This window comes from Nonomuraea sp. NPDC050536, assembly GCF_044457685.1.
Taxonomy (GTDB): domain Bacteria; phylum Actinomycetota; class Actinomycetes; order Streptosporangiales; family Streptosporangiaceae; genus Nonomuraea.
Genome location: NZ_JBITHD010000020.1, coordinates 123,671 through 136,490, shown reverse-complemented (window position 1 = coordinate 136,490; position 12,820 = coordinate 123,671). Strand labels below are relative to the sequence as shown.

The following is a 12,820-nucleotide window of genomic DNA, read 5'->3' as shown; positions in this document are numbered from 1 at the left end:
CAGAACGGACACTAGCGAGGGTTTGGTGCTCACACAAGCAGAGTTTTGCTATTTGAGATAAGAAAGTAGCGACCTTTCATTACCTAACCTCCTGTGATTCACTTAGCCGATGTCTCGACGTACCTCCGGGACCCTCGCCACCAGTGGCGAGGTGCTCCGCCTCATTCGCACGGGTGAGGCCGTCACGCGGACCGACCTCGGCAGGGTGACCGGCCTGTCCCGTCCCGCGGTTCAGCTGCGCGTGGGTGAGCTGCTTGAACGTGGCCTGGTCGTCGAGCGCGCCGACGCCCCCTCCACCGGAGGCAGGCCGCCCGTCCGGCTCGAGTTCAACGCCGCCGGAGGCGTGGTGCTGGTGGCCGCGCTGGGCGCCAGCCGTACCCGGGTGGCGATCTGCGACCTGGCCGGGCGCGAGATCGACGGGCGCGACTTCGCCATCGACGTCGAGGAGGGGCCGGACGTCGTCCTGCCGCTGCTCATGGACACCTGGGAGGAGCTGCTCGGCGACCGGCCGCGCGAGATGGTGCGCGGCGTCGGGATGGGCGTGCCCGCCACCGTCGAGTTCGCCGAGGGGCGCACCGAGAGCGCCCGCGTGATGGCCTCGTGGACGGGGGTGGTGATCCCGCCGCTGATCCGGGCGCGCTTCGACGTGCCCGTCCTGGTCGACAACGACGTGAACGTGCTGGCCATCGGAGAGCACCGCGGTGTCTACCCGGAGCTGAGCGACCTGATGTTCGTCAAGGTCTCCACGCGGATCGGCGCCGGGGTGATCGCCAGCGGCGGGATCCTGCGCGGCGCGCTCGGCGCGGCGGGGGAGATCGGGCACATCCCCGTGCGCGACGGCGGCGGCGTGCTGTGCCGCTGCGGCAACATCGACTGCGTCGACTCCGTCGCCAGCGGTACGGCGCTGCTGCGCGAGCTGCGCGAGGCCGGGCGCGACGTCAAGACCATCGCCGACGTGACCAAGCTGGTGCGGGCGGGCGACGCGGGCACCATGGCGATCGTGCGCGAGGCCGGGCGGCGCATCGGCGAGGTGCTGGCCGGGGCCGTGAACATCCTCAACCCGTCGGTGGTCGTGCTCGGCGGCGACATGGCCGAGGCGTTCGGGCCGCTGGTGTCCAGCATCAGGGAGGTCGTCTACCGGCGCTCGACCGCGCTGGCGACCCGCCGGCTGCGGATCGAGCCGTCACGCCTGGGCGCCGGGGCCGGCATCACCGGGTGCGCGGTGATGGTCCTCGACCACGTCCTGTCCCCGGACGCGGTGGACGAGACCCTCACACATCGCCTCGCGGGAATCTAGCTCCGCGCCGCGCCGGCCCGCCCGCGCCCTGTACGGCGAGCAGCGGATCCGTGGCGCGGTTACTCGTCGCTCTCGTGCTGAACGTGCTGCTTGACCGTGGGCTTGGGGGTCCTGGGCCGGCGCGTCCCCGACGGGCTCGGGCTGGGAGTCCTGTGCGGCCGGACCTTGACGGTGCGCACCGGCGCGGGCAGGAACGTCACCCCCCCGGGCGGGATGGGCGCGGCCGCCACCGGCCGCGGGGAGGTGGCCTCCGGGTGCGGTGTGGCGGACGGACGGGGCGAGACGGTGCCCTGCGGCTGGTCGGACTTGGGCGTCGCCCGCGTGTGCTGCCTGACCGTGGCAGGCGGCGCGGCCGGCTGGCGGCGCGCGGGAGGCGTGCGCGGCGAGGAGCCCGACTTCGACTCGATCGCGGCCGCCTCCGAGTGGCGAACGCTCGGCGAATCCGCGCCGGGCATGCCGATCAGGTTGAGCGAGGTGCCCGTGAACGCCTCACCGACCAGAACCGCGGCGAAGGCCAGCATCAGGGTGCCGAGCAGCACGCTGACGGCCATCACGATGCGTCGGCGCCGCTCGGTCAGTCCCACGACCGTCGATGATAGTGACGCCGCGCACCGAATGGGACCCGGCCGGACGAATCGTGATCAAGAAAACGTGCCCTCGCGGCGGATCGTCTGCCAGCGCAGCCGCACGCCCAGCACCGCGGTCACCACCGAGTGGATCACCACGAGATACATCAGCTGCCGGTAGACGAACTGCTGCAGCGGCAGCACCCACAGCACCGAGGCCCGCTCGCGGTCGACCCGCAGCGCGTACCAGCCTGTCATCGCCTGCACGAGCACGAACCCCGCCCACACCGCCACGACGGGCAGCGGCTCGCCGACCAGCACGCTGTACACCGCCATGACGTCCACGACGGGCGCGAGCAGCGGCAGCAGCACCTGGAACAGCGTGAGGTACCCGAGCCCGCGCCGGCCGAACGTGCCGCGCTCCACGGCGGCCCCGCGATGCTTCCACATGGCCTGCAGCGTGCCGTAGCACCAGCGGTAGCGCTGGCGCCACAGCTGGCCGATCGTGGTGGGCGCCTCGGTCCAGGCCAGCGCCTTCTCCTGGTAGACCACCCGCCACCCGGCGCGGCAGATCGCCATCGTCAGGTCGGTGTCCTCGGCCAGCGTGTCCACGCTCAGCCCGCCCACCTGGGCCAGCGCCGCCCCGCGGAACGCGCCTATCGCGCCGGGAACGGTCGGCATGCACCCCAGCAGGTCGAAGGCGCGCCTGTCCAGGTTGAAGCCGATCACGTACTCGATGTGCTGCCAGCGTCCCAGCATCCCGCGCCGGTTGCCCACCTTGGTGTTGCCGCTGACGGCGCCGACCCCCGGATCGCGCAGCGGCTCGACCAGGTGGCCGATGGTGTCCGGCTGGAACACGGTGTCGCCGTCCACCATGATCAGGATCTCGTGCGAGGCGTGCGCGACGCCGGTGTTGAGCGCGGCGGGCTTGCCGCCGTTGGCCTGCCGGACCACCCGCACCTGCGGCAGGCCGAGCGCGGCGGCCCGCGCGGCCGTGGCGTCGCTCGACCCGTCGTCGACCACGATCACCTCGACCTGCCCGCGGTAGGCGGTGTTCACCAGGGAGCGCACGGTGGCCTCGATGCCCACCTCCTCGTTGTAGGCAGGCACGATCACGCTGACCGGAGGCGGTGCCGGCCAGGGCGGGGCCGCGCCCGTCCGCCGCCGCCCGCGCTTGGCCCGCCGTACGTGCAGCCAGGCCAGCGCGAGGAAGAACAGCAGCCGGGCCAGCGTGAGCACCCCGGCGATCGCCAGCACCCACGACAGAGCGCGCGTGAACGTGCCGGAGGCGCGCTGAGCGAAGCCCAGCACCGACCCAGCCACCTGGTCGAAGCCGCCCGCCGGCAGGTAGGCCGAGCCCAGTCCGAGCGCCACCGTCAGCGTCGTGGCCCGGTAGCCGCCGTGGTCGAGCCGGGTGAGCAGCCGGTCGAGCGCGGCGACCGTCTGCGCGCGGTCGCCGCCCGCGTCGTGCATCATGATCACCGCGCCGCGTCCCCGCTCGGGGACTGCGGCCCGCACGATCTTCTCGACGCCGGGCCTGCTCCAGTCCTTGGTGTCCAGGTCGGCCAGCGCCACCAGGTAGCCGGCCCCGCCCAGCTCGCGCATCGCGCGCACCTGCGGCCCGGTGACGGATTCCGGGGTGGAGGAGTACGGCAGGCGCACGAGCCTGGTCTGGAACCCGGTGGCGCCCGCGATCACCTTCTGCGTGAGCGACACCTCCAGCCGCAGCCGCCAGGCGGGCACGCCGGTCAGGTCGGCGTGCGCGTAGGTGTGGTTGCCCAGCTCGTGCCCCTCGGCGACGATGCGCCGGGCGAGATCGGGGTTCTCGGCGACCCGGGCCCCGACCGTGAAGAACGTGGCCTTCGCGCCATGCCGCTTCAGCACGTCGAGCACCCGCGGCGTCCAGATGGGGTCGGGACCGTCGTCGAAGGTCAGCGCGACCGTCTTGGCGGGCACGCGCGCGCTCTGCGAGCCCTCGCCGGTGAGGTTGACCAGCGGCCCGCCCCGGTCCACGCCGCCCAGGTCCTCGGAGGAGGAGGTCGCGGGGGCGGCGTGGGTCTCGCCGACCTCGTTGGTGGCGTATCCGTTGAGCACGAGCGCGCCGACCATCAGCAGCACGCCGCACAGGACAACCAGCCAGTGGCCGCGCGGGTCCGGCTGCCGGCGCGGCGCCTGGACCGTCGTGGTGACGGTGGTCGTCACTTCTTCGGGCCGTGCGTCTTCGTCGGATCCAGGCCCGGCGGCTGCTTGGTCCTTCCCGGCGGCGCCGGATCGGTGGTGACCGCTTCCGTAGGCGTGGGCGTGGCGGTCGTCCGCCTCGGGGTGGGGGTCCCGGACGGCGCGGGAGTACGGCTCCGCGTCGGCGAGGACGTGGGCGTGGGCGTCGTGGTGCGGGACCTGGTGGCCGACGGCGTCCACGCCGGGGCGGGAGTGGGGCTCGGGCGGCGGGTGGCGGGCCGCGTGGAGGGCGCCGACCTGATCGCGCCGGGCGGCTGCTTGCCGTCGGGGCCGCCGCCTGGCCAGCCCACCACGTCCAGGGTGGTGTTGGAGAACGCCCCGCCGACCAGGATCGCGGCCACGGCCAGCATGACGACGGCGGTGAGCGCGGCGGCCGCGATCAGCACGCGCCTGCGCCGGCCACTGTGGTCGACGAAGACGGCCGTCGGCTGGGGGTCGTTCACAGGCGGAGATCGTAGTGACGGGTGAGGACTTATCTGGTCAAAGTGGCGGAGCCTGCGCTTGATTCACAGCGAACCTTCAGGCTCAGGTGTCAGCACGTGCAGAGCAGACCACGGAGCGCGGTCTCCAGGCACGGGGCGCTGTGCGCGGGCGTGGGCCAGGGGAAGCGGATCAGCGCCTCGTCCGCCCGTACCGTGGCGCCGAACCTGTCCAGCTCCCACAGCCACGCCTGGCCCACGTGCTCGCCCAGCTGCCTGGCCACGCCGATGGCCAGCTGTGCCCGGTGCGAGTCGTTGACGTGGGCCAGCACCCGCTCGGCTGTCTCCGCCAGTGGGTCGGGCGCCGCCGCCAGGTAGTCGTCGGCGTCCAGCACGCCGGACTCCTCCCCGGTCAGGTAGACGACCTGGCCCACGTCCAGCCGCAGCAGGCGGGGCACGTCCCGCTCGCCGTACCGCTCGAGTGCCTCGAACAGGCTCTCGTCGGCGTGGCGCGCCGCGACGGCGACGGCGGCCTCGCGCGCCTGGCCGGCGGGTACCGGCTCGACCCAGCCCTGCACCTCCAGCAGGCCGCGCGGGTGCTCCACGTCGCCCAGCAGGCGCATCGCCGTGAGGTTCACCGACACCACGGCGTCCTCGCGCAACCCGTGCAGCGGCTCACCGGGACGCACCAGCAGCACCGGGCGGCCGCGCCCGTCCACGCCGCCGCGGGCGGGGCAGGGCACGCCGTCCACGGACAGGCGGGCGAGGCTCGCGGTCGCGGCGAGGGTGCGGATCCGCTCGGGGATCGGCAGCATGGACGACTCCTTGGCATGCTAGGTTAGGCTTACCTAAGTAAGGATTACCTAATCACATTGAGGTGAATGTGCGCTACACCGGTCCGAAGGTGCGGCTGTCGCGTCGCGCGGGCGTGCCGCTGACCAGGAAAGCCGTCCGCTACTTCGAGCAGCGCCCGTACCCGCCGGGCGAGCACGGCCGCAAGACCAACCGCCGCAGCACCGGCGACTACGGCATGCGCCTGATGGAGAAGCAGAAGCTGCGCTGGTACTACGACGTCTCGGAACGCCAGCTGCGCCGCTACTGGGACCTGGCGGTCCGCAAGCAGGGCGCGTCGGGCGCGGAACTGGTCACGCTGCTGGAGTCGCGGCTGGCATCGCTGGTGTTGCGGGCAGGTCTGGCGCCCTCGATCTACGCGGCCAGGCAGTACATCAGCCACGGCCACATCTCCGTCGACGGCCGCAAGGTGGACATCCCCAGCTACCTGGTCAAGCCGGGGCAGGTCGTCGCGGTACGCGAGCGGTCCAGGAAGATGCAGCCGTTCGTGGCCGCCGCCGAGGGCGTCCACGCCGACGAGCGCACCGCCCCCTACCTGGTCGTCGACCTGGCCGAGCTGCGCTTCACGCTGACCGCCAGGCCCGAGCGCGAGCAGATCGCGGTCCCCGTGGACGAGCAACTCGTGGTGGAGTTCTATTCTCGTTAGCCGTGAGTGACGCGGGTGAACGGCATGCCAGCTGGCTGGAACTCTTCTTCGACCTCGTCGTGGTGGTGGCGGTCGCCCAGTTGGCGCACCGCCTGCAGCACCCGACCTGGCTCGACGTGGCGCTGTTCGCCATGCTCTATTACGCGGTGTGGAGCGTCTGGACGTCGATGACGCTCTACGCCAACGTCAGGGGCGACAAGACGCGCGTGCGCAGCATGCTCCTGTGCATGTTCGGCATCGCGGTCATGGCCGCCGCCGCCCCCGACGTCGGCCACGCGCTGAGCCTAGGCAGCGGTGACAACACCCACGACCCCTGGTTCATCGCCGCCTACGTCTTCTGCCGTGCCGTCGCGGCCCGCTCCCTGCAGGGGTCGGGCAACATCCTGATCTCCTGGCCCTCGGTCCACATCGGCGTGGGTGTGATCCCGTGGGTCGCCTCGCTCTGGATCGACCCGCCGGCCCCCGGCGACCCGGTGGCGTGGCGGTACGTGCTGTGGGGGCTGGGCGCCGTGCTGGACATCACCTTCACCGTCCGCGCGAGCCTGGACCCGGACAGGGTGGTGAAGCAGGCGCAGGCGCAGGCCGAGCGGCTGCGCAAGCGAGAGGAACGCAGGCAGGAGTTCGGCCTGCGGTCCCAGGAGATCACGGTGCCCACCGCCGCCATCCTGCACTCGGCGCATCTGGGGGAGCGGCTTGGCCTGTTCGTCATCATCGTGCTCGGCGAGGCCGTCATGCAGGTGGTGGTCGCCGCTTCGGGCAAGAGCTGGGACCAGGCGCTCGGCCTGGCCGCGCTCGGTGGGTTCGGGCTGATCGTGTCGCTGTGGTGGCTGACGCTGCAGTACGGGCTGAGCGCCGTGCCCGACGCCAGCGAGAACGGGCTCAGGCCCGCCGTCGCGATGCCCGCCCACTATGTGATGACCGCCGGGATCACCGCCACCGCCGCCGGTCTCGGCGTGGTCGCGGAGGACGCGTCCGCGCACCTGCACGGCGGCATCGTCTGGGTGTTGTGCGGCGGGCTGGCCGTGTACTTCCTGGCCTCCGCCGTGCTCGGCGTGGCCAACCGGGCGGAGCGGCGCTGGCTGTGGGGCTGGGCGCTGCCCTCCGTGGCGGCTCCGCCGGTCGTGGCCGTCTTCGCGGGGCTGGTCCAGGCGTGGATCGTGGTGGCGCTGCTGGCCCTGGTCGCCCTGTGGCGCGTGCTCTACAAGCCGTCCACGCCCGCGGTCGCCTGACGCAGGGCGGCCACCTCCTGGCGCAACGCCGCCAGCTCGTCCAGGATGAGCCGGGTCGAGGCGGCCGAGTCCTCCTCCAGCTCCGCCCGCTCCTCGGCGGACTCCTCGTCCATGGCGCTCACCACGACCGCCATGAACAGGTTGAGCACCACGAACGTGCAGATCAGGATGAAGATCACGAAGAAGACCCACGCGAAGGGGTGCACGGACATCACCTCGCGCGCGATGTCGGGCCAGGCCTCGCCGGTCATCGTCTGGAACAGGGTGAACAGCGACGTCTGGAGCGAGCCGAAGTAGTCGGGGGCTGCCCCGCCGTACATCTTGGTGGCCATCACGGCGGCCACGTACAGCACCAGCGACAGCAGCACCACGATCGAGCTCATCCCCGGCAGGGCGCGCAGCAGGGCGGAGACCACGCGGCGGAGACTGGGGACGACCGACAGCAGGCGCAGGGCGCGCAGGATGCGCAGCGAGCGCAGGACGGACAACTCGCCGGTGGCCGGTGCCAGGGCGATGCCGACGATCAGGGCGTCGAAGATGTTCCACGGGTCGCGCAGGAAGCGCAGGCGTTCGACGTAGATCTTGGCGAGCAGCTCGGCCACGAAGATGTACAGGGCCGCGTGGTCGATCACGTGCAGCTCGGGGCCGAAGCGGCTCAGCACGGCCGGGAACGTCTCCAGGCCCAGCGTGGCGGCGTTGACGAGGATCAGGCCGACGATGAACCGCTGGAAGCGCGGATGCTCGATGACATGGCGGACGCGGTCGCGCACGAGGGGGACTCCTAGTAGTTCTTGATCAAATGCCCCCTAATCATGGCTTATCCGGATTGAGAGCTGGTCAACGAGAAGACCCGCAGTTCCCGGCCCGACTTCGCGGTGTAGGCCGCGTAGACGGGCCACAGCGCGAGCAGGTCCGGCCAGACCGCCTCCCGCTCGGCGCCGGTCAGCAGCCTGGCCTCGGCGGGGACCTCGCGCCCCGCGTAGCTGACCCTGACGTGCGGCTCGGCGAGCAGGTTGGCCGTCCAGGCCGGATGCTGGGGGAGCCCGAAGTTGCTCCCCACGACCAGGAAGCCGCCTTCGACGGGCAGGCAGGCCAGCGGCGTACGGCGGGGCAGCCCGCTGCGGGCGCCGGTGTGGAACAGCACCAGGGTGGGGATCACCTGGCTGCTGCCCAGGCGCTTGAAGATCCGGTGCACCGCGCGGTCGAGCTGCGGCACGAAACGGGGACCGACCCTCATGAACCAGTCGGTCCCGGCCAGCCACTGGAAGAAGGGCTTGAGGAACCCGAGCATGCCGGGAGTGTAGCAAGCGCTCGTTCAAATGCCATGCCGCCCGGCCCTGTGGTATAAAACCCACCTAAAACACGTAGCAGACGGGGGTTCGAGCCAGCATGTCGTATCCGAACTACGGCCCGTCCTACTACGGTCCGCCGCCCCAGACGCACCCCAACGGGACCACCATCCTGGTGCTGGGCATCCTGAGCCTGGTGATCTGCACCATCCTGGGCCCATTCGCCTGGTCGATGGGCAACAAGGCGCTCCGCGAGATCGACGGCAGCGGCTACTACTACGAGAACCGCGGCCAGGTCCAGGCGGGACGGATCTGCGGCATGGTCGCCACCTGGCTCATGATCGCCATCATCGGCTTCTACGTGCTGTTCTTCGTGCTTTTCGGCGGGATCGCGTTGCTGGGCGGGCTGTCCAACAGCTGACCGTAGCCGCCGATCCCCGTCTCCAGCAGATCGAAGGCCGCCTCGGCCTGCTCGCGCAGCCACGGCTGGATCTCGCTCCAGGTTTCCCCCGCCAGCTTGCGCCGCACCGCGTTCCTGGACAGCAGCCGCGTCGTCTCCAGGATCTGCGCCGCCACGAGCTGCGGCGTCAGGTCGTCCGGGTCGGCGTCGGTGGCCTCCGCCAGCGTGTTCGCCAGGTTCGTGTTGCGCTCGTGCTCCAGCTCCCGCATCCGGGCCATCAGTGACGGGCTGTCGCCCACCAGGCGCCCGAAGACGTCGGAGCCGTCGTTGAGGCCGTAGCGCCAGTCGCGCTGCTCGATGGCCTCCAGGAAGTCGCGGCGGAAGGCCGCCACCACGCTCTCGCCCGGCCGGCGCCCGTGCACCACCCCGCTCGGCAGGAACCCCACCTCCGACTGCCGGTCGAGGAACAGGTCCTCCTTGGTGCCGAAGTAGTTGAACACCGTGTTCACGGACACGTCGGCGGCTCTGGCCACGTCGGCCACGGTCACCTTGTCGAAGCCGTGAATCATGAACAGGCCCATCGCCATGTCCGCGATGCGCTGCCGGGTTTCCCGCTTCTTCCGCTCCCGCAGTCCCTCTTCCACGCCCCTATGCTATCAATGTTGCAGTGACTCCAAATTTTCAGCTACTCTAAATTTGGAGGCGATGAAATGATCAAGACTGTGGGTCTGAGCAAGACCTTCAAAGGCGGCGTGGAAGCCGTCAAAGGCGTGGACATATCGGTGGAAGCGGGGGAGATCGTCGGGTTCCTCGGTCCCAACGGCGCCGGCAAGACCACGACCATGCGGATGCTGACCACGCTGCTCACCCCCACCTCGGGCACGGCCACGGTGGCCGGCCACGACCTGCTTGCCGACCCGCGCGGCGTGCGCCGCCGCATCGGCTACGTCTCGCAGGGCGGGGGGATCAACCCGGTCAACCCGATCGGAGAGGAGCTGATCCTTCAGGCGATGCTGTACGGCATGCGCCGCGCCGAGGCGGAGACCAGGTCCGCCGAGGTGCTGTCGAAGCTCGAACTGTCAGGCATGGAGAAGATGCCCGGCGGCGCGCTGTCGGGCGGCCAGCGGCGGCGCTTCGACATCGCCTTCGGCCTGCTGCACCGGCCGCCGCTGATCTTCCTGGACGAGCCCACGACCGGTCTGGACCCGCAGAGCAGGGCCAACCTGTGGGACCACATCAGGGCGCTGGGCACGACCGTGTTCCTGACCACCCACTACCTGGACGAGGCCGACGCGCTCTGCGACCGGCTCCTGATCATCGACCACGGCCGGATCGTGGCCGAGGGCACCCCCGCCGAGCTCAAGACCGGCGGGCGCACGCTCGACGACGTGTTCCTCGACATCACCGGCCGCTCCCTGCGCGAGGAGGCAGGCGTTGCGTGACACCTGGGTGCTGTTCCACCACAACTTCCGCATCACCCTCCGGCAGAAGGTGGGCATCGTCTTCGGCGCGGTGCAGCCGCTGCTGTTCCTGGTGCTGTTCGGCCCGATCTTCGCCAGGATCGGCACCTGGGAGACGCTGGTGCCCGGCCTGATCATCCAGCTCGGGCTGATCAGCACCGGCCTGGCCGGCTTCGGCGTCGTCTTCGAGAAGCGCTCCGGCGTGCTGGAGCGGATGCGGGTCACCCCGGCAGGGCGTCTGTCACTGCTGCTCGGCCGCGTGCTCAACAACGCCGTCACGCTGATCATCCAGACGGTGCTGCTGGTCGCCGTCGGGGTGGCGTTCGGGCTGCGGGCGGCTCCCGCGGGCGTGCTGGTCAGCCTGGTGCTGATGGTCGTGCTCGGCGTCAGTCTCGCCTCGCTGTCGTACGCGGCCGCGCTGACCATGAACGACCAGCTCTTCGCCCCGGTCATGACCACCGTCGTGGTGCCGCTGGTGCTGCTGTCGGGCTCGTTCCTGCCCATGTCGATGGCTCCGGGCTGGCTGAACGCGATCTCGCACGTCAGCCCGTTCCGCTACGTGCTCGAGGCCATGCGCGACCTGTTCGCCGGGCGCTACCTGACCGGCACGGTCATCGCCGGCGTGGCGGTGACCGTGGCGTTCGCCCTGGTGAGCCTGTGGATCGGCACCCGGGTGTTCAATCGCGAGAACGCCTAGGCGGGCCGAACGGCTCGATCTTGGGATCGGCGAAGGGCGGGCCGACCTTCCGGCCCGCCCTGTCGCTCACGCGCAGCGCGTACAGCCCCTTGTCGGGGTCGACCGCGACCAGGCCGTAGGAGGTGTCGACGTCCTCCTCGGCCAGGTCGAGCCGGTCGATCGCGTCGGCGAGGGTGGCGCCCCGCGCAAGCCGTACCGTGATGAGGACCATGTCCTCACGCTACGCTCTTGGCCCTTCGCTGCAGCGCGGCGACGATGCCGGCCGAGTCCACGATCCCGTAGCCGTAGTCGTAGTCGAAGCCCACGTCGCTGCGGTCCTCCGCGGTACGGCGCAGCAGCGCGCGCAGCTGGGCGGGTGACAGCCGCGAGGCGGGCCAGTGGGAGCGGATGGCGGCCACCAGACCCGCCACGACCGGCGTGGCCGCCGACGTGCCGGAGTCGGGCTCGGTGTCGCCGAAGGCCTTGGAGCCGGAGAAGTGCGTGTACCCGCACACGTCGGGCTTGCGCGCGGTCAGCCGGCCCGGCCCCTGCGAGGAGTAGCCCACCCGCTCGCCGTTGGTGTCGACGCCGCCGATGGACAGCACCCGCGGGTGGGAGTTGGCCCCGCAGATCGGCCTGGTCGGCCAGGCGCAGCGGGCGTCCTTGCACTCGCGCCCGCAGTTGCCCGCCGCGAACAGCACGTCGGCGCCGGCCCTGTCGAGGCTGGCCACGATGAGGTTGAACGGGTGGGCGGCGTTGTCGGAGTAGTTGCCAGGATGCCCGACGGGGAAGTCCCACTCGGGGGAGAACGAGCCCCAGGAGTTGCTGACCACCAGCGTCCTGGTGCCCGCGGGCTGCATGTCGAGCACGTCCCGCAGGTGCGCGAAGGCGGCCACCGCGTCCGACAGCAGGCCGTCCATCGCCGAGCCGCCCGGCCGGGTGGAGCGCAGCACGGGGATGTCGATCAGCGAGGCCTGCGGCGCGCCGATCAGCGCGTCGAAGGCGCACATGCTGCCGTGGTCGACCTCGAACTCGCCCGGCCTGCCCTCGACGCCGGCCGGGTTCCAGCTGCGCTCGGCGTCCAGCGTGACGCCGCGGCCCAGCTGCCTGGCCACGTGCGCGGCGTTGATGCCCGTGTCGCAGACGGCCAGCGGCACCCCGGCGCCGTCCAGGCCCTCGGCGTGCAGGCCCGCCACGTTGAGCAGGCGTTCGACGTCGTGCCAGTCGCCGAGCGGCGGGTCGCCGCCGCAGGTCATCGACGACTGCACGACCGGGTCGGCGAACACGCCCACCACGTCGGGCCGCAGCGTCGGCAGCAGCGTCACCCTGGTGGCCAACTCGTCGTCGGAGATCGTGCCGCGCACCAGCACCGAGGCGTCCTCGGCGGCCAGCGAGAAGTCCAGGGGCTGGTTGAGGGAGAGCGGGTCGCCGCCCGCCGCGGGGATCGGGCGGGGGACTGCCACCGGCGTGAAGGCGGAGTCGAGCTCGACTCCCGGCAGGGAGTCGGCGACGTCGGCCGTGGTGGCCGTCCGGCCGGGATCGGCGACGGCCGCGACGAGATCTGGTGAGGGGCGTAGCTGGATGAGGACCCGCATGATGTACCACCGAACGTTTGGAGGGAACGAACGCACCAACATTCCTTCATCCGCGGGGGCGCGTCCAGCGCATCGAAGGGTTTCTGACCTGCTGGAATGCCGCAAAATGCGCGAAGCGGGCGTCATTCAATCTCGGGCATCATGCTTCCGTGA

15 protein-coding genes are annotated in these 12,820 nt (G+C 71.1%); 6 read left to right on the top strand and 9 right to left on the bottom strand.

Annotated features, from left to right (window positions below):
- Positions 1-109: 109 nt before the first annotated feature.
- The gene (locus ACIBHX_RS40735; protein ID WP_397072862.1) at positions 110-1,297 is read left to right on the top strand and encodes an ROK family transcriptional regulator; all 1,188 of its coding nucleotides are present in this window, start codon (positions 110-112) and stop codon (positions 1,295-1,297) included.
- A gap of 59 nt (positions 1,298-1,356) precedes the next feature.
- Here ACIBHX_RS40735 and ACIBHX_RS40730 read toward each other — a convergent pair whose 3' ends face one another.
- The 4 genes from ACIBHX_RS40730 to ACIBHX_RS40715 form a co-directional block, all read right to left on the bottom strand.
- Positions 1,357-1,881 (bottom strand): hypothetical protein, encoded by a 525-nt coding sequence (locus tag ACIBHX_RS40730; protein ID WP_397072861.1) that lies wholly within the window; start codon positions 1,879-1,881, stop codon positions 1,357-1,359.
- A gap of 57 nt (positions 1,882-1,938) precedes the next feature.
- A complete protein-coding gene (locus ACIBHX_RS40725) occupies positions 1,939-4,065 on the bottom strand; it encodes a bifunctional polysaccharide deacetylase/glycosyltransferase family 2 protein (RefSeq protein WP_397072859.1) in 2,127 nt (708 codons plus the stop codon).
- The gene (locus ACIBHX_RS40720; RefSeq protein WP_397072857.1) at positions 4,062-4,544 is read right to left on the bottom strand and encodes a hypothetical protein; all 483 of its coding nucleotides are present in this window, start codon (positions 4,542-4,544) and stop codon (positions 4,062-4,064) included. Before ACIBHX_RS40720 ends, ACIBHX_RS40725 begins: the two co-directional genes overlap by 4 nt.
- 89 nt (positions 4,545-4,633) lie before the next feature.
- Complete coding sequence (locus ACIBHX_RS40715; RefSeq protein ID WP_397072855.1) at positions 4,634-5,335, bottom strand: DUF2470 domain-containing protein; 702 nt, start codon at positions 5,333-5,335, stop codon at positions 4,634-4,636.
- Positions 5,336-5,403: 68 nt separating this feature from the next.
- Between ACIBHX_RS40715 and rpsD the strand changes: the two genes are divergently transcribed.
- Positions 5,404-6,018 carry a 30S ribosomal protein S4 gene (gene rpsD, locus ACIBHX_RS40710; RefSeq protein WP_397072941.1) on the top strand — a complete coding sequence of 205 codons (615 nt, stop codon included), beginning with the start codon at positions 5,404-5,406 and terminating at the stop codon, positions 6,016-6,018.
- A gap of 2 nt (positions 6,019-6,020) precedes the next feature.
- Positions 6,021-7,247: a low temperature requirement protein A gene (locus ACIBHX_RS40705; RefSeq protein WP_397072854.1), complete on the top strand. Its 1,227-nt coding sequence runs from the start codon at positions 6,021-6,023 to the stop codon at positions 7,245-7,247.
- Here the strand turns inward: ACIBHX_RS40705 and ACIBHX_RS40700 are convergent.
- Positions 7,217-8,017, bottom strand: coding sequence for an ion transporter (locus tag ACIBHX_RS40700; RefSeq protein ID WP_397072852.1), 801 nt, complete (start codon positions 8,015-8,017; stop codon positions 7,217-7,219). The genes ACIBHX_RS40705 and ACIBHX_RS40700 overlap by 31 nt on opposite strands.
- A 47-nt stretch (positions 8,018-8,064) precedes the next feature.
- On the bottom strand, positions 8,065-8,538 hold the full coding sequence (locus ACIBHX_RS40695) for a nitroreductase family deazaflavin-dependent oxidoreductase (RefSeq protein WP_397072850.1): 474 nt from the start codon (positions 8,536-8,538) through the stop codon (positions 8,065-8,067).
- A 98-nt stretch (positions 8,539-8,636) separates the two neighbouring features.
- Between ACIBHX_RS40695 and ACIBHX_RS40690 the strand changes: the two genes are divergently transcribed.
- Entirely contained in the window at positions 8,637-8,957 is a 321-nt protein-coding gene (locus ACIBHX_RS40690) for a DUF4190 domain-containing protein (protein WP_397072848.1), read from the top strand.
- Here ACIBHX_RS40690 and ACIBHX_RS40685 read toward each other — a convergent pair.
- Entirely contained in the window at positions 8,894-9,580 is a 687-nt protein-coding gene (locus tag ACIBHX_RS40685; protein WP_397072847.1) for a TetR/AcrR family transcriptional regulator, read from the bottom strand. The two genes, ACIBHX_RS40690 and ACIBHX_RS40685, sit on opposite strands and share 64 nt — an antisense overlap.
- Before the next feature lie 66 nt (positions 9,581-9,646).
- On the opposite strand from ACIBHX_RS40685, the gene ACIBHX_RS40680 reads away from it, so the two are divergent.
- Together ACIBHX_RS40680 and ACIBHX_RS40675 are read left to right on the top strand one after the other, a co-directional pair.
- Entirely contained in the window at positions 9,647-10,378 is a 732-nt protein-coding gene (locus tag ACIBHX_RS40680; RefSeq protein ID WP_397072846.1) for an ABC transporter ATP-binding protein, read from the top strand.
- Positions 10,371-11,093 (top strand): ABC transporter permease, encoded by a 723-nt coding sequence (locus ACIBHX_RS40675; RefSeq protein WP_397072844.1) that lies wholly within the window; start codon positions 10,371-10,373, stop codon positions 11,091-11,093. Before ACIBHX_RS40680 ends, ACIBHX_RS40675 begins: the two co-directional genes overlap by 8 nt.
- Here the strand turns inward: ACIBHX_RS40675 and ACIBHX_RS40670 are convergent.
- On the bottom strand, positions 11,074-11,304 hold the full coding sequence (locus tag ACIBHX_RS40670; protein WP_397072842.1) for a hypothetical protein: 231 nt from the start codon (positions 11,302-11,304) through the stop codon (positions 11,074-11,076). The two genes, ACIBHX_RS40675 and ACIBHX_RS40670, sit on opposite strands and share 20 nt — an antisense overlap.
- Before the next feature lie 4 nt (positions 11,305-11,308).
- Positions 11,309-12,667, bottom strand: a complete 1,359-nt coding sequence (locus ACIBHX_RS40665; protein ID WP_397072840.1) for a S8 family peptidase — start codon at positions 12,665-12,667, stop codon at positions 11,309-11,311.
- Between the last annotated feature and the right edge of the window lie 153 nt (positions 12,668-12,820).